Annotated in this window: 17 protein-coding genes and 1 tRNA gene; 5 read left to right on the top strand and 13 right to left on the bottom strand. The window is 47.6% G+C overall.

What is annotated here, in order from left to right:
- The first annotated feature begins 3 nt into the window (after window positions 1–3).
- Window positions 4–1,515 carry an NAD(P)/FAD-dependent oxidoreductase gene (locus GA520_RS19035; RefSeq protein WP_205749307.1) on the top strand — a complete coding sequence of 504 codons (1,512 nt, stop codon included), beginning with the start codon at window positions 4–6 and terminating at the stop codon, window positions 1,513–1,515.
- Window positions 1,516–1,684: 169 nt separating this feature from the next.
- Here the strand turns inward: GA520_RS19035 and GA520_RS19040 are convergent, their stop codons facing one another.
- Entirely contained in the window at window positions 1,685–2,704 is a 1,020-nt protein-coding gene (locus GA520_RS19040; protein ID WP_163338824.1) for a hypothetical protein, read from the bottom strand.
- Between the two features lie 631 nt (window positions 2,705–3,335).
- On the bottom strand, window positions 3,336–3,569 hold the full coding sequence (locus GA520_RS19045; RefSeq protein ID WP_163338825.1) for an AlpA family transcriptional regulator: 234 nt from the start codon (window positions 3,567–3,569) through the stop codon (window positions 3,336–3,338).
- A 31-nt stretch (window positions 3,570–3,600) separates the two neighbouring features.
- Between GA520_RS19045 and GA520_RS19050 the strand changes: the two genes are divergently transcribed.
- Complete coding sequence (locus GA520_RS19050) at window positions 3,601–3,798, top strand: hypothetical protein (protein WP_304511249.1); 198 nt, start codon at window positions 3,601–3,603, stop codon at window positions 3,796–3,798.
- A 279-nt stretch (window positions 3,799–4,077) separates the two neighbouring features.
- Here the strand turns inward: GA520_RS19050 and GA520_RS19055 are convergent, their stop codons facing one another.
- The 5 genes from GA520_RS19055 to GA520_RS19075 all read right to left on the bottom strand — a co-directional run bounded on the left by GA520_RS19055 (window position 4,078) and on the right by GA520_RS19075 (window position 9,036).
- Window positions 4,078–5,286: an integrase arm-type DNA-binding domain-containing protein gene (locus GA520_RS19055; RefSeq protein ID WP_163338826.1), complete on the bottom strand. Its 1,209-nt coding sequence runs from the start codon at window positions 5,284–5,286 to the stop codon at window positions 4,078–4,080.
- 180 nt (window positions 5,287–5,466) lie between these two features.
- A tRNA-Met gene (locus tag GA520_RS19060) sits at window positions 5,467–5,543 on the bottom strand.
- A 152-nt stretch (window positions 5,544–5,695) separates the two neighbouring features.
- On the bottom strand, window positions 5,696–7,354 hold the full coding sequence (gene groL / locus GA520_RS19065) for a chaperonin GroEL (RefSeq protein WP_163338827.1): 1,659 nt from the start codon (window positions 7,352–7,354) through the stop codon (window positions 5,696–5,698).
- 68 nt (window positions 7,355–7,422) lie between these two features.
- The gene (gene groES, locus GA520_RS19070; RefSeq protein WP_163338828.1) at window positions 7,423–7,710 is read right to left on the bottom strand and encodes a co-chaperone GroES; all 288 of its coding nucleotides are present in this window, start codon (window positions 7,708–7,710) and stop codon (window positions 7,423–7,425) included.
- A 243-nt stretch (window positions 7,711–7,953) separates the two neighbouring features.
- Window positions 7,954–9,036 (bottom strand): branched-chain amino acid aminotransferase, encoded by a 1,083-nt coding sequence (locus tag GA520_RS19075; RefSeq protein WP_163338829.1) that lies wholly within the window; start codon window positions 9,034–9,036, stop codon window positions 7,954–7,956.
- 175 nt (window positions 9,037–9,211) lie between these two features.
- Between GA520_RS19075 and GA520_RS19080 the strand changes: the two genes are divergently transcribed.
- On the top strand, window positions 9,212–10,309 hold the full coding sequence (locus tag GA520_RS19080) for an AI-2E family transporter (RefSeq protein ID WP_240910178.1): 1,098 nt from the start codon (window positions 9,212–9,214) through the stop codon (window positions 10,307–10,309).
- Window positions 10,310–10,317: 8 nt separating this feature from the next.
- On the opposite strand, the gene GA520_RS19085 is transcribed toward GA520_RS19080, so the two are convergent.
- Window positions 10,318–11,898, bottom strand: coding sequence for an ATP-binding protein (locus tag GA520_RS19085; RefSeq protein ID WP_163338830.1), 1,581 nt, complete (start codon window positions 11,896–11,898; stop codon window positions 10,318–10,320).
- Window positions 11,899–11,957: 59 nt separating this feature from the next.
- Window positions 11,958–13,265 (bottom strand): putative sensor domain DACNV-containing protein, encoded by a 1,308-nt coding sequence (locus tag GA520_RS19090; protein WP_163338831.1) that lies wholly within the window; start codon window positions 13,263–13,265, stop codon window positions 11,958–11,960.
- 265 nt (window positions 13,266–13,530) lie between these two features.
- Here GA520_RS19090 and GA520_RS19095 point away from each other — a divergent pair, with 265 nt between their 5' ends.
- Entirely contained in the window at window positions 13,531–15,114 is a 1,584-nt protein-coding gene (locus tag GA520_RS19095) for a YdiU family protein (protein ID WP_163338832.1), read from the top strand.
- Window positions 15,115–15,144: 30 nt separating this feature from the next.
- Here GA520_RS19095 and GA520_RS19100 read toward each other — a convergent pair whose 3' ends face one another.
- The 3 genes from GA520_RS19100 to GA520_RS19110 all read right to left on the bottom strand — a co-directional run bounded on the left by GA520_RS19100 (window position 15,145) and on the right by GA520_RS19110 (window position 17,545).
- A complete protein-coding gene (locus GA520_RS19100) occupies window positions 15,145–16,059 on the bottom strand; it encodes an AEC family transporter (RefSeq protein WP_163338833.1) in 915 nt (304 codons plus the stop codon).
- 15 nt (window positions 16,060–16,074) lie between these two features.
- Window positions 16,075–16,536 (bottom strand): Lrp/AsnC family transcriptional regulator, encoded by a 462-nt coding sequence (locus GA520_RS19105; RefSeq protein ID WP_240910179.1) that lies wholly within the window; start codon window positions 16,534–16,536, stop codon window positions 16,075–16,077.
- A 148-nt stretch (window positions 16,537–16,684) separates the two neighbouring features.
- Window positions 16,685–17,545, bottom strand: coding sequence for a rhomboid family intramembrane serine protease (locus tag GA520_RS19110; protein WP_205749308.1), 861 nt, complete (start codon window positions 17,543–17,545; stop codon window positions 16,685–16,687).
- A 202-nt stretch (window positions 17,546–17,747) separates the two neighbouring features.
- Here GA520_RS19110 and GA520_RS19115 point away from each other — a divergent pair, with 202 nt between their 5' ends.
- Entirely contained in the window at window positions 17,748–18,140 is a 393-nt protein-coding gene (locus tag GA520_RS19115) for a universal stress protein (RefSeq protein ID WP_163338835.1), read from the top strand.
- Here the strand turns inward: GA520_RS19115 and GA520_RS19120 are convergent.
- Entirely contained in the window at window positions 18,133–19,362 is a 1,230-nt protein-coding gene (locus GA520_RS19120; protein ID WP_163338836.1) for an amidohydrolase family protein, read from the bottom strand. The genes GA520_RS19115 and GA520_RS19120 overlap by 8 nt on opposite strands.
- Window positions 19,363–19,376 lie beyond the last annotated feature (14 nt).

The following is a 19,376-nucleotide window of genomic DNA, read 5'->3' on the forward strand; positions in this document are numbered from 1 at the left end:
TTTGTGGCTCAGAAAACTCCTGAAGTTTATGACTTATGCGTGCTTGGATGCGGCCCTGCAGGTTTTGCCGGTGCGATGCGGGCCCTGGACTTCGGCAAGCATGTCTGCATTATTGAAGGCTCAGAAATCGGCGGTGCTGGAATCATGTGGGGTGCCCTGGCGTCAAAGACCATGTGGGAGGTAGCAAAAGATTATGCAATTGCCAATAAAAAGGACAGAGGGTATGAGGCCAGCTCTCTGTCGGTTGATTATTGCGCCGTACGAAGAACGGTGCTGCAGGCAGCCAAAGAAAAGCAATACCAGATGCTTTCCCAGATCGAGAGTTACTCACCTGCGAGGTGGGATGGGCCGGGATCCCTGACACTTAAAAGCGGCCGGGGAAAATTTCTCTCCAACAATGAAATGGAGATACAGTATCCAGATGGAAAGCGGGAACAGGTCAAGGCTCGCTATTTCCTCATTGCGACGGGCACGAAACCGAGAACTTTTCCGAATATTCTTGTTGACCAGCAGCGGGTCTTCGATTCCGACGGTATTCTCAACCTGCAGTGTTTTCCCGAACGGCTGGTTATTATTGGTGCAGGCATCATCGGCTGTGAGTATGCCACTATTTTCTCGAACTTCGGACAAACCCAGGTATATCTGGTGGACCATGCCAAGCGTGTTATCCCCTATGAGGATGAAGATGTTTCGTCCTTCGTCAAGGACAACCTGGAGCGCAACGGCGTGAAGGTCATCCAGTCAGCTCAGCTGCGCTCGATACTTCCCCTTACCGAATACCTGCAGGTAATTCTGGATTTCCATGACGGTCACTCTCAAGTTATTGAGGCGGATGCTGTGTTTATATCCATTGGCCGGGAATTTGACCGGAGCAGCTTAGGGCTGGAGACACTCGGAATTGATACTGCAAAGCGAGGAATACTCAGAACAGACGAGAACTGCTGCGTCACTGACAATATATATGCAGCAGGCGACATTACCCACCATCCCGGCCTTGTCAATATTGCTGAAATGGAAGGCCGGTATGCAGCAAAACACATGTTCGGCAAAAAACGCTGGCCTCTAAATTATGACAACATGTCAACAGTCATGTTTTTCTATCCTGCTGTCGCCGCAGTGGGATTAAGCGAAAAGGCTTGTCGTCAGAAAAAAATCCCCTATCGGGTCGCATATTACTCCAATGCGCTGTGTAATCGAGCTATTGCCATGAGGGCTACCCATGGTTTTGTTAAGATTATCATCAGTGATGATGAGCAACAACGTATACTTGGCATGCGGGCTGCCGGCCCGCAGGTATCCAGCACGATCATGTCCATTGCCCATTTTATGGACCAGGGAAAAGGAGTGGTTGATGTATTAAAGAGCATTTACCCGCACCCCACAATTACTGAAGGAATTGAAGAGTGTTTACGTATGCTGCTTGAAAAGTCTGTATTTAAGCCCCATGCATTCCCTGAGCTTTTACAGATTCGCAAATGGCACCCTGATGCGGGAGGAGAGGAAAAGGCTACCTGAGGGTGTCTACTTGAAGTAAACATGTCAAGCAGTTGGGAAATTTCAGACTATTATTGACACAACTGTAATTTCAGAGAGACAGGTAGCTTCTCTATCTGAACAACAGATATCCTAGCAACCATACGTAATCTTTAAAACGCCATAATTGAGTGCTGTATCTTGGCTAAAGCTATAAATACTTATCTTTGAGCATCTCAGATAATTGGTTAGTCATTGAAAAAGCATTTTCTACAGTTTTGCCTTTATCTGGGTTTACCAGACAGCAAGTTGCGGGAGAAAGCATGCTCTGTTTAACGATTTGCTCAATCTCTATTCCCTTTTGGCCCAGATATTGCCAAACCCCTTCCAGTTTCATTGAGAGAAAACCAAGACTTTCTTTTCCAAAAGCTTCGTATCCTGTTGGGACAATACCCCAAACAAGGATACCGCCTCTATCGAGAAATATTTTTATTGATTTTGTACAGGAGGAGAATCGTTCGGCGTTAGTATAGATATCTAATGACAGGATATCCAGGTCCAGGTTGAGCAAAAAGTCCCAATCGGGATTTCCACAGAGATGTATACCACGTGGCTTGTCTACAGTGGCCAAAAAAGCTTCAAGATCATTTTTTGCCTGCAGTTCCCCATACCCTGAAAGGGCTGAAAAGATGAACTGTAGCCCTGGCTCATCAATAAACATGAATGCGTTTGGGTTTTTCTTTTTTAACCTTGCAAGCTGCACATTAATTCTCTTCGCCATAAATTCGAACATAAAAGGTCGTATAGTGTCTTCAAAGAGAATAGGCCTATCATTCTGGTCATGGATATTGAATCCGAAACTCACAGGTCCTTCTAGTTGACCTCGGATAGCTGGCTTCTCTGCAAGACCAAGCGAAAGAAAATCATGATAAACAACGGAGTATTGCTCACTGATATCAAAATAGGTCGGATCATCAAAATGACTCATCGTCTCTTCAAATTCCTCTATAAATTTGTCCATAGAAAAACGCAGCGTCTTTTGAGTCAAATCAAGAACAATACCTGGAAAATGCTCGGCGGCTTGCACATACATGTCTTCATAGTAACTGTAGTTAGGAAGTTGCGGCCAGAATGGCACATCTAAAGATAGAGCCTGGGTCAGGGCCTGTTTTACATCCGTTTGCGGCATGACTGCCATGGCCGTCGTCAAGAGATTTCCTGGAATTGGCATTTTTGTGTGCTCCTTTTTTTCTGCGAAAAATCATAGATCATGATTGCTTGTTATAGCCTGTTTCCGTTCTGTATCAACGAAGATGCTTCAATATTTTTCTTGCGGTCCATTTCAATTAAATACATTGGAGGATTTTTCGATTCGTTTTCTAATTGACAGGGAAGTGCCTGACTTGCATGGTTGAGTTGTATAATACTCCTGCTAACCTAAGTGTCTTTCTGCCATTTTACTTCCAGATAGCAGTTCCTATTTTGCTTCAAAAACGATAGGAAAATTTGCCTTCAGGTCCATTTGGCCCTCTAATTTTTTTGGGGGGGCATAGCAGTCGCATTTAGAAAATAAATGGAGGTACAGCGGTCGCACGAGAGGGGCATAACGGTCGCAAGGAGGGGGCATTACAGTCGTAGATGGTTGGCATAGCAGTCGCACGAGGGGGCATTACGGTCGCACGAAAGGGGCATAGCAGTCGTAAAGGTGGGGGCATAGCAGTCGTAAAACCCAATCGCAGATTTCTTTCAATCCCCTTACCGACGGTCGTTACAGAGAGCGGCAGAAAACAGCTAATCTTTCTTTAATCATCTTTAATCTTTTATAGAACGAAATATCCGGATCGGAAGCACCTCGATTTTCATCACTCGGAGGTGGCTTGGGAAGCTGAATTGTTTTCTATTAGTTCACGGATATCTTCCACCCTCCAGACGGTGATACGCGGGCCAAGTTTTATTGGCTCTGGGAACCTTCCGGATTTCACCCCTGCCCACCAAGTACTTTTGGATACAGGAATGATCGCCGGTATAGGTGGTTTGCTCTTTGAATCTCCTATGATGCTTTGCAAACGAACAAATCCAGTTTCTGGTAAAACCATGTCATTCTCCTATTTTTTCAGGCAAATAGTCATGATTCCGTTTTTGCTTTTTGGACAAGACCTGTGTCCAGCTCTGATCCGGCAGATTGAAGGTGTCTCCAATATATGGAGTACGGAAAAATCAGGGCATCTGCTTGTGATGCAACAGATGGAAGTAGACGTAAACCTCTCCCATGCAGGAGAAATCAATGATATTTTCATGATGTGTACCCGCCACAAGTCACATTGATCGGATACCGGATAGCTCTGTCTTCTAACAATGACAGGTGAGCAGCTGTCTCAGGTCCCATCCAAATCATACATGGAGACACGGACGGGAAATCTGGATCCAACAGACTGAATCAGATTGAATCGCTATGCATAAATTTCAATAACTTCTCGGTGAAAAAGAAAAATCCGCCAAATCAAACGGAATCGATTCTTATTGCACCATATTACACGGCACAGGAGTTTACAGCCAAGATATTTTATGTTTTTATGCAATAATTACAAACTGTTGACCACATGGTCATCTTTTCTGTTTGTTTAACCTGAGAGAATCCAGATAATCCGCCCAACTCTGCATCATTTTTCGCCGTTCAGGTAAATATTCAGCAAAATTATATGATGCTCGAACACTGTTTTTCTCAGTATGAGCGAGTTGTCGCTCAATCGCATCACGATTCCATCCCTGTTCGTTGAGAAGTGTACTGGCCATACTTCGGAAGCCGTGACCACTCATCTCATCCTTCTCGTACCCCATACGTCTCAACGCAGCCAGTACTGCATTATCGCTCATTGGCCTGTTGCCAGTCCTTGGACTTGGAAAGACATATCTCCCCTTACCTGTCAGTGGCATTATCTCCCTTAACACTTTCACTGACTGCTTCGACAGGGGGACGATGTGCTGAAATTTTGATTTCATTTTCTCTGCAGGGATACGCCATTCATTGGCATCAAAATCGATCTCTGTCCATTCAGCGTGTCGAAGCTCTCCTGGACGAACAAAAACCAGAGGAGCCAACTGTAAGGCACACCGGGTAACAATGCTTCCATTGTAACCGTCGATGGCTCTGAGCAGCCCACCGATCTCCCTTGGATCTATAATCGATGCCATGTGCTTGGTATTTGCTGGAGGGAGTGCGCCACGCAGGTCTCCAGTAGGATCACGCTCAGCCCTTCCTGTAGCAATGGCATAACGAAAAACTCGTCCGCAACTCTGCTGAATCCGATGAGCGGTTTCGATAATGCCCTTCTCTTCAACCCGTCGTAGCACTTCCAGCATTTCTTTTGCTGAAATGGAGGTTATCTCCTTTGTTCCTATCCAAGGAAAGACATACAACTCAAATCGGCGAATGATTTTCCCGGCATGGCTTTTAGCCCATGTCGGTGCAAATCGTGAGTGCCATTCACGGGCAATCACCTCAAATGTGTCTGCTTGCGCACTCTCTGCTGCCTGCTGTGCTTTTTTGATCTCTCCCGGGTCAACCTCGTTTGCCACCAGAGTCCGTGCTTCCTCTCTCCTCTGTCTGGCTTCGGCTAATGAAATCTCAGGATATGAGCCAAGGGAGAGTTTTTTCTCCTTGCCGTTGAAGCGATATTTCAAATTCCACAATTTCCCCCCTGAAGGGGTAACGAGGAGGAAAAGGCCCCCACCGTCGAAGAGTTTTTGGGGGCTTTTTTTGGGCTTTGCTGTTCTGACTTTGGTTTCTGAAAGCGGTACAATCCGTTTAGGCATAGGCTCTCCCGACTTTTTGGGGGCTTCCAAATTGCTTTGGGGGCCTTTTGGGGTCTAAAAGGCCCCCAAAACTACTGGATTTCAGTATACCGTACTGGATTTAGCTGGACAACAGGAAAAGAAAAAGGCCTGTAATAACAGGCCTTTTTGGACAGTATCGGACGATACTGGATTGTGTAATGGTGGCGATGCAGGGAATTGAACCCCGGACACTACGGATATGAGCCGTATGCTCTAACCATCTGAGCTACATCGCCATGCGATTAGGCCAAAGATAAATACATTATCAATGTACCATTGTCAACATATTTTACTATTGATTTAACAAAAACAAAAGGCCTGCTCGTTTTAGCAGGCCTTTTGTTAAACTACAAGGTACGGACTATGTCCGAACGGGTAGGGAAGCGGTTTACATCATGCCGCCCATTCCACCCATTCCGCCCATGCCGCCCATTCCTCCCGGAGGCATACCCATTCCGCCACCTTCATTATCATCCGGCATATCGGCGATAACGCACTCGGTGGTCAACAGCATTCCGGATACGGAAGCAGCGTTCTGCAGTGCGGTACGGGTAACCTTTGCAGGATCGATAACACCGGCTGCGATCAGGTCTTCGTACTCCTCAGTTGCAGCGTTGAAACCCATTGCGCCTTCGAGTCCTTTTACGTGCTCAACAATAACGGAACCTTCGCGACCGGCGTTGGAAGCGATCTGACGTACCGGCTCTTCAAGAGCGCGGAGAAGGATTTCTTTTCCGTGCTTCTGGTCACCTTTCAGCTCAAGGGCTTCAAGAGCTTTCAGGGTACGGATGTACGCAACACCACCACCAGGAACAACACCTTCCTCAACAGCTGCGCGGGTAGCATTCAATGCATCCTCAACACGAGCTTTCTTTTCTTTCATCTCAACCTCGGTAGCAGCACCGACATTGATAACAGCAACGCCGCCAATCAGCTTGGCCAGACGCTCCTGAAGCTTCTCACGATCGTAATCGGAGGTGGTGTCATCGATCTGGGTACGGATCTGCTTAACACGTGCTTCAAGCTTCGCTTTGTCGCCAGCACCGTCAACGATGGTGGTGTTGTCTTTGTCCACAACAATGCGCTTAGCGGTTCCGAGATCGTTTACGGTCACATTCTCGAGTTTGATGCCGAGATCTTCAGTGATAACCTGACCACCGGTAAGGATAGCGATATCTTCGAGCATTGCCTTACGACGATCACCAAAACCAGGTGCTTTAACAGCAGCAACATTAAGGGTTCCGCGCAGCTTGTTTACAACGAGAGTTGCAAGTGCTTCGCCGTCTACATCTTCGGCAACGATGAACAGACCTTTACCCATTTTGGCTACAGACTCAAGGCAAGGCAACAGGTCCTTCATGTTGGAAACTTTTTTCTCTACAAGCAGGATGTAAGGATCTTCCATGGATACTTCCATGCGATCCGGATCGGTTACAAAGTACGGAGAGAGGTATCCGCGATCAAACTGCATACCCTCAACCACGTCCAGGGTGGTCTCCATGGCTTTTGCTTCCTCAACGGTGATAACACCCTCTTTACCAACTTTGTCCATGGCCTCGGCGATGATGTTACCGATAGTCTCATCTGAGTTGGCAGAGATGGTACCAACCTGAGCAATCTCTTTCTGCTCTTTGGTCGGGGTAGCGATCTTGGCGAGCTCTCGAACAACAACCTCAACACCAGCGTCAATTCCGCGCTTGATCTCCATCGGGTTGCCGCCTGCTGCTACAAGCTTGGCACCTTCGGTATAAACAGCCTGAGCGAGTACGGTAGCAGTGGTGGTACCGTCACCGGCAACGTCAGAGGTTTTAGAAGCAACTTCCTTAACCATCTGAGCGCCCATGTTCTCAAACTTGTCCTTGATCTCAATCTCTTTGGCAACGGTTACACCATCTTTGGTGATGGTTGGTGCGCCGAAGGATTTTTCGATCAGGACGTTACGACCTTTCGGTCCGAGGGTAACTTTTACTGCATCAGCAAGGGTGTTTACGCCTGCAAGAATGGACTCGCGGGCCTTAACTCCGTATTTAATGTCTTTTCCAGCCATTATCAAATTCTCCGTTATCTGTTATACCCGTCTGTGCGGGTTGAAAGAAGTAAGTTTTACAACCGATACTATTCGATTACACCAAGGATATCGTCTTCGCGCATGATAAGAAAATCATCACCCTCAAGCTTCACGTCGGTTCCACCATATTTGGAAAAGAGAACGCGGTCGCCTTCTTTAACCTGCAACGCAATACGATCACCTTTATCGTTCAGCTTACCAGGACCAACTGCTACAACTTCACCCTCTGCGGGTTTCTCTTTAGCACTGTCTGGAATGATGATGCCACCGGCTGTCTTCTCTTCCTCTTCCAGCCGCTTGACCAAAAGACGATCGTTCAATGGACGAATTTTCATTACTTCCTCCTGCAAAATTAATTTAGTTAGTATTGTCGAACGGGCCCATTGAATGAGTGTATGGTTCCCTGCTTCGTTAGTTTTCGCCCGATTCACGGGCGGGTATCGTAAACTGGCCAAAAATATATGCGCGCTTGATTAAAAATCAAGGCCGCTCATCAAAAAAAAATCAGCCAGTTGTCCGAATAAAAACATCCGATACAACTGGCTGAAAATACGTTATTACAAAAATACTGTTTAAGCCTAGCCTACACGCTCAACCCATTGAAAAGGATCCTCAGTCTCCCCTTTTTGAATGGCCTGCAGCTCACAGTACAATTTTTCGCTGAGTTCACCGGTCTCCCCATTGTTTACGGAAAACGTCTCACCCTTGTAATAGAATTCACCGACCGGGGAAATAACTGCTGCGGTTCCGGTCCCGAATGCTTCTTTTAGACTGCCGTCCCTGCTTGCCTGAATTACCTCATCAATGGAGATGGGCCGTTCCATAGTGTTCACACCCCACATTTCAGCAAGCTTTAACACAGAATCGCGGGTAATGCCCTCGAGTATAGAGCCTCCCAGGGGAGGTGTAACCAACTCGTCACCGATTACAAAGAAGATGTTTGAGGTGCCTACCTCCTCGATGTATTTATGTTCACAGGCGTCGAGCCACAGCACCTGGGTATAGCCCTCCTTTTTAGCCCGCTGAGTGGTAAAAAGAGACGCCGCATAATTGCCGGCGGTTTTCGCCTGTCCGACTCCCCCCTTTGCGGCCCGTGCGTGCTCATCGCTCACATAAATCTTAGTGGGATTGAACCCTTCAGGATAGTAAGCGCCTACAGGACTGAGGATTATATAGAAATAATAAGTATCGGCAGCCCGCACACCAAGGCGGGGTTCCACGGCGATCATGGTCGGACGTATATAGAGCGATGCCCCCTCGGCGACTGGGATCCAGTCTTTTTCCAGATAAAGCAAAGCCTTAATCGACTTCAGCACCTTATCTACCGGCAGTCTCGGCATACACATCCTGACTGCAGAACTGTTCATCCTCTCAAAATTATCTTCAGGCCGAAACATGTAGACCTGGCCGTCCTTGCCCCTATAAGCCTTTAAACCTTCGAATATTGCCTGACCATAATGAAAAACCAAGGCGGCCGGATCCATCCTGAAATCCTGGTAGGGGCAAATCTTTGCATCATGCCACCCCGATTCCCGGTTCCACTCCATCATAAACATATGATCTGTGAAGTGGATGCCAAAGCCAAGTTCTTCTGCAGACGGCTTCTCCTTCTTCTTTTCGTTCTCAATCTTTTCTAATGTAACTTCAAGATCTTCCCACATTCTGTCTATCTCCTCACCTGCTCTGTTTTTTTCTTTGCTTAATCACTGAGAGGGTATATATTCTGGATGTGAAATGGGACAGGCCACAACCAGCTTTCTATTCCGTAAACGGCAGGCAGTAACGATACCCCAGCTATCTGGACAATTGCAACAGTAAATCACAGCTTCTAAAGCCATGAGCGATCAAAAAAACTCCCCGGAGAATCCGAGAAATCAGCCAAGCCCCATGATGATAAAATATTTCATCATGGTATTCCTGATTTCCATCTTTTTTTTAGGGAAGATCCTCTGGCCGTTCTGGTCCATACTGGTGCTGTCTTTTTTACTGACAAACCTGTTCAGACCCATATACCTGTTTTTTAACCGGAAGCTCCCTGAGAACCTTTCTTCGGTACTTACCTGCCTGCTCATTTTTGCTATCGTTTTTATTCCGCTTTTCTTTTTTATCGGCTCCCTTGCCAATGAAGCGCTGAGCCTCTATAACTGGGGCCGTGACAGCCAGGTGGGCTCCAAGGTAGTGCAGTTTCTGCAGGAAAGCGAAATGATCATACGGATGCAGGAATACATGGCGGACTTTGGATTTGATTTCAAACCCACGCAGATTATCGACGCTTTTTCCTACCTGGCCAAAATGGGCGGTTTGATGCTTTATAATCAAGCCAGTGTCTGGGCGGCCAATATCATGCAGTTTGCTTTCCTGTTCTGTATGATGATTCTGGTTATCTTCTTTTTACTGACCGATCAACCAAAGCTGATGGCATACCTGGTCAGGCTTTCACCGTTGCCGGATGACGAGGACAGACTGCTGCTCCAGAAGTTTGAGGAGATCGCCAATGCCATCTTAAAAGGAAACGGTATCTGCGGACTCATTCAGGGCATAATCGGCGGCTCCCTTTTTTCCATCCTTGGCCTCAACTCCCCTCTCCTGTGGGGATGCATCATGGCTGTCCTGGCATTTTTGCCTATCTTCGGCATCGGCCTGGTTATGATGCCCGCAGCCGTTATCCTCGCAATCAATGACAGGCTCAGCTCCGGTATCTTTCTCTTTGTCGCCTATCTGGTACTGTCACTTTCCATGGAGTATCTGGTTAAACCGAAACTGGTCGGCAATCAGGTTAAGATGCACACTCTCCTGGTGTTCCTCTCCATCATTGGAGGACTCAGTGTCTATGGCGTTTTGGGGATTTTCTACGGTCCGCTGATTATTACCGCGTTCCTGACTCTTTCGGATATCTACTTAAAAAAATACGACCAGTACATCCAGATCAGGTAGCTTTCAACCTACACCGAGGTGACACTATCTGTTTCAACCATCGGCAGCGTCACGCTAAACCTTGTTCCACCTATTGGTGAGGTTGAAACTTCTATGTCCCCCCTGTAGTAATCGACAATTCTTTTCACACTGTACAGTCCGATACCGGTCCCTGCACGACTCCCAGGAGCCTGGTAGTATTCCTCAAATATTTTTTTATGAAATGCCCGCGGGATGCCGCAGCCATCATCATCCACCTTCAATTCGATTGCTGCCCCGTTCTGAGCAATCGAAATATCAACTCTTTTTTCCGCATATTTGCCGGCATTCCCTATCAGGTTTTCAAATATCGACCGCACCTTGCCAATATCTCCCAAAAAGGAAATATTTCCTGCATTCTGGTATTCAGCGGGGGACAGATTGTTAATTCGAATCTCGATCTCTTTTTCGACAAAACCAGCCTGAAACCCCTTACAGACTGCGCACAACAGCTCTTCAATATCGAACGGGGTTCGGTCAAAGCTATAGGACAACCGTTTCTCTCTCAATTCTGCTGACTTTTGCTCCACTGTAAACATCAGCTTCCCGGCTGAATCATGTATGGCGCTTGCATATTGGCTAATTTGCTCACTGGTGAGATGTTTCTTTTTCATCAGCAGGCGGGAAAAACCGACAATCGGAATAAGTGGCCCCTTAAGGTCATGGATAAGTACAGAAATAAACCTCTCCCTCTGTTCATTTACCTCGCCAGTCCGCCACTCGATCAGCTCCTCGAGATTATACCTGTACTTGTTGAGTTCCTCTTCGTTTGTCTGGAGTTTTTCCACCATCCGGTTGATATGATTTGCAAGCTGTCCGACCTCACCCTTTTGGGAGATGTTGATACGGGTAGTAAAGTCACCTCTTGCTATCAGGTCGACCCGCTTGCGGATTTCACTCAGCGGTACAGCAATACTGGCAGTTATGGCCACAACCAGCATACAGGCGATAACCACAGCAAGCAGGTTGATAACAGCCATGACTATCTTTGTTTTCCTATAATTCTCACGAGCATATGCACGTGACTGTTCCGCCAGGTTTTGCTCAAGTACAACCAGCTCCTGCAACCCGTCTAGCCACCCCCATTGGTGGCTGCGTACCTCCTCCTCCAGAATATCGATGGCTACCCAGTCACTGCTCGTTTCCGGCATACCTATTGAATCGGCTATCGTTTTCCATAAACCATAGGTAATCTCACCGGCTTCGACGACCTTCTGAAGCAGTTCATCTTCCTCGCCATCTTCTATCAAGTCATGCAGTTGTTCCAGCAGAATGCGGTATGTTCTTTCAGCCTCATCAAATCGATGCCTCTCCTTACTTCTTGTCGACTCGTCCGGAACCAGGAACATATTCCTTACAATTACTCCACCATGCCGAGCCAGAAATCGCATATCCTGGACAATCTGCAGCCGTCGGTAATGCCCTTCCACAATCTCATCGAGGCTGTCCCTTATGGAGTTGAGTCCCTTGACCTCAACACCGGCCAGGACAAGCATCATCATGAGGATGGCCCCCACCACGATACTGATCCGTGTGGCGATAGAATATTTCTGGAAGAAAATTTTCTTCATATTCGAATCCGGTCTCGTCCACAGCCGATCACGAGATATGAGGAGAGAAAAGGGTAACTCTATAATGCAAAATCAATAGGGATAACATCCCAATAAATAACCGTATCCTCTCCCCAGGTTACAGCACGCACTTTTGCATCCTGAGAAACCACTATACCGAGAACATTCTGCAGTCTTTTACAGAGGTAATAGAGCGACCGGTGTCTGGTACCGACACTCTCAATCCTCTCGATCTGACGGCTCATCCCTTCCGGATCAAGGGCTTTCGAGACATGCTCACCCATTTCAAAATTTCCCTGGATAATACCGCCATAACCGATCAGTTCCGGAGCTTCAGTGGTTACCACTGCACCATCAACACCGGTCAGGCTGGCGACAAACCTGGCATACTTAAAGACCTGTTCATCAAGCTGGGCCAACCGTTTACCCTGTAGTGCCACATAATCGTTCCATCCTGCCAGGTAGTCAGGGCCATACAGGCGACCGCAAATCGTTGCCAAAGCCTGCATAATTTCGAGCACCAAAGTTTTGAGTTGACCGCCTGCGCTATCCCGGGTGAATCTGTACTTGATAGATATATATGGGTTATCGTGCGATATTATATTTTCCATACCCGCCGGAAACGAGAGAATTGTCCCCCCATGCCCGGATCTGCGGACTGTTGAGATAACATGTTTAAAAAATTCCAGGTAAAGCTTGCCCACAAAATTAGGATCGATACGGGACCACTCATTTTTTACCAACAGAGGATTCTGCGCATGAAGTGATGCCAACTGGTCCTGGATATTTCCGAACCGCACATTCATCCATTGTGATTGAAAAACGTTTATGGAAGGTGCAATAATCCGGCCACCGGTAAGCTGCACGAGTAAATCCAATCCCCTGAACAGAGTCAGACGCCCCGGTCCGACGACATTGATGGCCAGGGCCGCGGGAAGTGGAGCCGCCTGCTTACTGCCGCCGTGAATCACTTGGGTCCAGCGTGAACCGGAATGGATCACACCCCAGATCTGTAAACCTTCTTTTTCCTTGAAACGGACACCGACAAGCGAATTGTTGAAGTTTATAGATGGGACAAGCTTTAGTAATTCGTAAGCGTTGAATGGCCGGGGTTCGGTAAATTTCAGGGTGAACACACCCTGTAGCAGGCTCTCTTCATTGATACTATACTCTTCCGGTTCAGCCAGCATGAGGCGAAAGCTGATATCACGACTTTCCTCCCGCATCTGACTGGCCTGATAACAGGTCGAGAGAAGATCCTCAAGGACAGAGGTTTCCGGTAGAATTCTTAACTCACCTGCAGCCGACAGTCCATGCCATTTATCCTGCAGGCTGCCTACCAGATCTTGTGGATATTTGTGAATCATACAAATTATAGTTGGATTTTACTGATAAAAAATACCGAACTTTTCTAATCAATCTCACTACAAGCAGCATACGATAAATCTGTAACAGATGGAACAGGACAAACCAAAATAATTGAAAAAGTAACAAAAAAAAGATTGTTATTCATGACGCGGTTGAACCCCAACTCCCTTGTCTTGATCAACGAAATGTTTACTCTCTTGAGAATGATTATCGACAAGCCTGATAATTCGATACAATATAATCAACTTCAATCAGGAAAAGAAAATGTCACTCGATTCTCTTCATTTCGATAACAGCTTTATCCACACCCTGCCAGGCGACCAGCAGACCGACAACAGCAGGCGCCAGGTATATGGCTCCTGCTATTCTTACGTTGCTCCGACAAAGGTCAGACAACCAAAACTCATCGCTTTTTCTCCCGAAGCCGCAGAATTGCTCGACCTCAATGAACAAGCTTGTCTCAGCAATCTTTTTACCGAAATTTTTGCAGGTAACAGTCTACTGCCGGATATGGAACCCTTTGCCATGTGTTACGGCGGTCATCAATTTGGCAACTGGGCAGGGCAGCTAGGGGACGGTAGAGCCATAAACCTCGGTGAAATCGTCAACAAAAAAAGGGAGCGGTGGATGTTGCAATTAAAGGGTGCAGGACCAACCCCCTACTCCCGCCGGGCCGACGGCCTGGCCGTTCTCCGTTCTTCTATCCGGGAGTTTCTCTGCAGCGAGGCGATGTATCATCTTGGCATCCCGACCACCCGGGCGCTCAGTCTCATTGCAACAGGAGAGCCGGTTTTACGGGATATGTTCTATGATGGACACCCTAAAAACGAACCCGGGGCAGTTGTATGCCGCCTTTCACCATCGTTCACACGGTTCGGAAATTTTGAAATTTTCACCTCCCGCAAGGAGATTGATATCTTAGCACAGCTTGTTGATCATACTATTCAAACTGATTTCCCACATCTCGCTGAACCGGACGAGGACACCTACCTCCAATGGTTCTCTGAGATCTGTACCAGAACAGCGGAGATGATCGTCCACTGGATGCGCGTCGGCTTTGTACACGGAGTCATGAACACTGACAACATGTCGATACTTGGGCTAACCATCGATTATGGTCCTTATGGCTGGCTGGAAGGCTATGATCCAAGATGGACGCCAAACACCACCGATTTCACAACACTCCGTTACGCCTTCGGCAATCAGCCCAATGTGGCGATGTGGAATCTCACCCAGCTGGCAAACAGCCTACTGCCCATTCTGGGATCAGCAGATGAAATACAAAAGATTCTGGAGACATCATACCGGCAGGAATTTATCACTCGCTGGCAGGACATGATGGCGGCAAAGCTCGGACTGGCCCAGTACATTGCACAGTATGATGAAGCGTTATTCAGCGAGCTATTGGAAATCCTGGCCAATACTGAAACGGATATGACTGTTTTCTTCAGGCAACTGGCCGCTATCCACCCCGATACGATCACAACCGAATTCAGCCAGTTACCCGAACCATTGGTAATGGCGTATTACAGACCGGAGGAAATCAATGAGGAGTACCTCAAGCGTTTTTCGCGCTGGCTTCTGGCCTACGGGCATCGGATAAAAACAGATGCCTCATCAAGAGATGACAGGGTAAAAAAAATGAACAATACCAACCCCAAGTATGTCCTACGCAATTATCTTGCTGGGGAAGCTATTGAGCTGGCTGAAAATGGTGACTACTCGCGTATCATGGAACTACTCGACCTGCTCAGGAACCCGTATGACGAACAGCCGGAAAAACAACATTTTTATCAGAAACGCCCCGAGTGGGCCCGACACAAACCTGGTTGTGCCACCCTCTCCTGAAGCTCATAAACCCGGTACAGGTCGTACCGGTTATAGCAGCAGGGCAATGGAGAGTGAAATACACGATACAATAGTCGACAGCACAATTGCCGAGGAGGCAAGCTCAGTATCGCTGTTCAGCTGAGAAGAAAGCACATAAATAGCCGTGGAAGCCGGCAATGAAAAAAAGATCATGCCAACCTTGAATGGTAATCCTCCAACTGAAAACAGGGAATAGGCCAGGTATCCCAGAACGGGAAGCACCAGAAGTTTTAGAAAGGCGGCAAGCATAGAGGCAGAAAGATGTTTTTTCATCCCGCCAAAGGTCAACGCCCCACCAATCGACAACAGCGCCATGGGTAACGTCACCATGGACAGCAGTGACAGGGTATTATCCAAGAATCGGGGGAAGACACCGATAAACCGTGAATAGAGGATTCCCGACATACAGCCGATAATAAGAGGGTTGGCGGCAAGCGCTCTCAGCAAAGTCTTTGCCCGTTCACGAGACGACAACTCCTGCCCCGAATACCAGATCAATAATGAAACAGCAAAGACATTTATCGTGGGTATGACAAGCCCGATCACAACCCCGAAAATTGCCAGTCCCTCCTCTCCAAAAGCATTTAGAACAACCGCAACACCGATATAAGTATTAAACCGGTAACAACTCTGGGAAAAAGAACCGGCCTGATAATCAGTGATTCCAAAGAGTTTCAGGACAATGGTGGACAGCAGAAACATAAAACAGACAACCCCCAGGGTTACCAGGCAGAATGTCCAGTCAATGGTGCCGCCAAAGGAAGCCCCTCCTATCTTCCAGAAGAGCATTACCGGAAAACAAATATAATATATGAGTTTATCGGAGCATTGCAGGAAGGAATCACTGGTAAAGCGGTATCGCTTCAATACGATTCCAAGCAGGATGAGGGCAAAAACAGGAAAGAGGGAATCGAGTACGATCAAAGCGGTCGAGAGTCGTTACTCTTCCTCAAGATGAAGTACCGTCGTGCTCTTCAGGGTATCAAGCACAAAAGAAGTCCGGATATTCTGAATTCCCGGAATCGATGTCAGTTTGTCATTGATAAAAGCTGTATACATCGGCATATCGCGCACGGCGACCTTGAGCAGAAAATCCACATCACCTGTTAACTGGTAACACTCCATCACCTCTTCGAGGTCGACGAGTTTCTCTTTTACCTTACCCAGCGAGGTTATCTGGTTGAGGCTGACAGAGATTATGATAATAGCAAGCAGGCCAAAACCAGCCCGTTCCCGGTCGATAAGCGCAGTGTAATTACAAATCATACCGGAAGCTTCAAGACGTTTTACACGCTCCAGCATTGCCGGTGGAGAAATACCAATCTCAGCAGCAAGCTTTGAATTTGTGATACGCCCGTTTTCCTGTAGAATATTAAGAATTTTTCTATCTGTTTTATCCATCGTCAACCTGCTCTTGAATTCACATCACACTTCAGGGAAAAGCTGTCCGACGCCTACCGCCTCAACCCAGGCCGCCCCATTGTATTTAATTTTATTCATTTATCCAAGTAAAATACTTAATAAGCGCCCAGAAACAACCCATCAAACCTCAGGAAATAAGAAGAGCCATTCCACGCAGGCAGGACCAGGCCAGAATCAGCCCTGTGAGCACAAGGGATACCGTGGCAATTGCAGTGTGATAAAAGGTGTCGGGCTTGCGCTCTTTATAGCCCAATACCATGGCCAACAGGAATCCAGCCACCATTCCCCCACCATGTCCCCAGTTATTAATACCCGGCACCATAAAACCAAAAAAAGCGATACCGATCGCCCAGCCGCCAATTTGACTGAACACAGCCTGCCCATAGGTTCCCCCCCGGTGCTTCCCGTAGTAGAGCATGGCACCTATCAGGCCGCATATTGAAGCAGAGGCACCGATCGTCATCCATACCCCGGCCAGGGCCGACACCAGGAAACCGACCACTCCGCTGAGCAGATAGATGATAACCATCCTGTTCACCCCAAACTCACGGGCCACCAGGGGGCCTAGTTGAAAGAGGGCAATCATATTAAACAGCAGATGGAGAAGGCTGCCATGCAAAAAGGATGCGGAAACCAGGGTCCACCATTGGTGCAAACCAAAAACCGCTTTGGTGCCGGTAGCTCCGAGTACGGCTAAGCTGAGGTTTGAAGGAGAAAGGAAATGAAACGGACTGGCTGAAAAAGCATGAGGATTAAAATTGACCAACACCGACAGCCCAAACATAACCACATTAATGATTATGATCAGGCGGATCGTTTTTTCCGGCCCTGCGCCCCTGGTGAGCGGGTTGTCTTTCAGTATGGAGCCGGGTTTCCCCAGCTTGCAATAAGGGCACTCGGCCACTGATCGACTAATCAATTTACGGCAATTCGGACAGAGAAGAGCGTTATTTTTACCGGAGGAGCCCATTTTGCTGGATAAAGACATAATACCACGACGATGAAAGATTATAACGAAGCTACTGTTTTCCTTGAACCTGAGAACATAATGAGATTTGAAACAAATTCAAGAAAAGTGATAATATATACCGTAAAATATCGAGAGAAGCCTTTACATTCCTGAAGCGGTGATATTATTTGCGGACTCATATGTACATGTTTTAAAAACGACAGAACACTCGGAGAACAATATGAAAATTCTCGTAGGATACAGAGGAACAAACGTCGGCCAGGACCTGCTTGAACTCGCCCGAAAACATGCCATGGCTTTTGAGGGAGAGGTCATCATTGTAACCTCCCTGATAGGCGGGGACAAAACAACGAATGAGCAGGTCATCGAGGCCGAGGACCTGCTTGATGAAGCAAAAACTTATTTTGATGAAAAAAAAATCGATTGCGAGACTCACCTGCTGGTTCGTGGATACAGTGCAGGTGAGGATATCGTACGATACGCCGAGGAAAAGGAAGTCGATCAAATTCTGATAGGCGTAAAAAGCCGCTCCAAGGTGGGAAAACTGATATTCGGCTCTACAGCCCAGTATGTGATACTGAAAGCTCCTTGTCCGGTAACAACTGTCAGATAGGCTGGACAGCAGTCTCACCCGTGTGTTTAAAGGGGTTTTTTCTATAACGGTTGTCCGGAACCCCTGAAGTATATATATCTTCGAGGTAGCTGAACTTTCTCGGGAGCTGACCAGGCCCGCCACGTGCTACCAGGAAATCGGCCCGCTTGCCCACCTCAATCGTGCCCCAGTTCTCGATACCGAGTAGCCGGGCACCAACCAAGGTGGCCGACCGGATACTCCCGGCAAGTGATAAGCCACCCTTTATCAACAATTTCATTTCATCGACCAGCGATTCGCCATGAAGGACACCAGAACTCCCGGAGTCGCTGCCAAGCCCCACTTCGACACCCAGCTCCACCGCCATTGATATTTGCTCCAGTTGGTGCATCAGGTTTCGGTGAGCTATCTCCGCCCCGTCCTTGTCTCCCTGAAGCTTGCGTACCTCTGCATACATCTTCATGGTGACTGCCGTGGGGACCCATACGACACCTTTTGCAGCCATCCTTTCCAGGTTGTCGCGACCCATAAAAAATCCATGTTCTATGGAGTGACACCCTCCTTCAATCGCTTCACGTACCGGCTCCACCCCATTGGCATGTACCATCACCTTTTTGCCATCCCGCCCGGACAGCGAAACAAGCTTTCCGATCTCTCCCCTGTCAAACTGGGGCCGGGTTGTTTTTCCATAATCCGTCAGGCTGTTCAGGCCGGAATTTACCAATTTTACATGGTCGAAATCCCAATCAATCTCTGCAAACGATTGGGCAAGTTCTTCTTTTTCAGTTACAGCCCGCCCTATCAATCTGCCATATCGTCCGTCACGGTACCAGGCGGGCCCTGGTGTATAGACAGCAACCGGTCCCTCATAAGTTTTCCTGAACTCGCGCACACATGCTCCCCTGTCGCCACCATCGCGAACAGCCAATACACCGTGGGAGAATAAATAACCGAGATGCCGACTAATAACTGATTTAAGATCCGCACATTCAGCCTGCAGTTGCGAGGAACGGATCTCCTCTGCAACTCCGCCGGACATGGCGAGATGTACATGGCAATCAATAAAGGGGGGAACAATAGTGGCAAACCCAAGATCAGTGCAGGAATCGCTTAGACTTCCGGTATAATGAGAAGTTAGAGATCGGATAATCCCTTTCTCAACTGTCACAAGCACCTTCTTTTGCACAGGAGCCCCGGTTCCGTCTATCAACCATCCTACAAAAATTTGTTTCTGCTCTGACATAATGATACTCTGCT

Source organism: Desulfopila sp. IMCC35008 (genome assembly GCF_010646885.2).
In the GTDB taxonomy this organism is placed as follows: Bacteria; Desulfobacterota; Desulfobulbia; order Desulfobulbales; family Desulfocapsaceae; genus Desulfopila.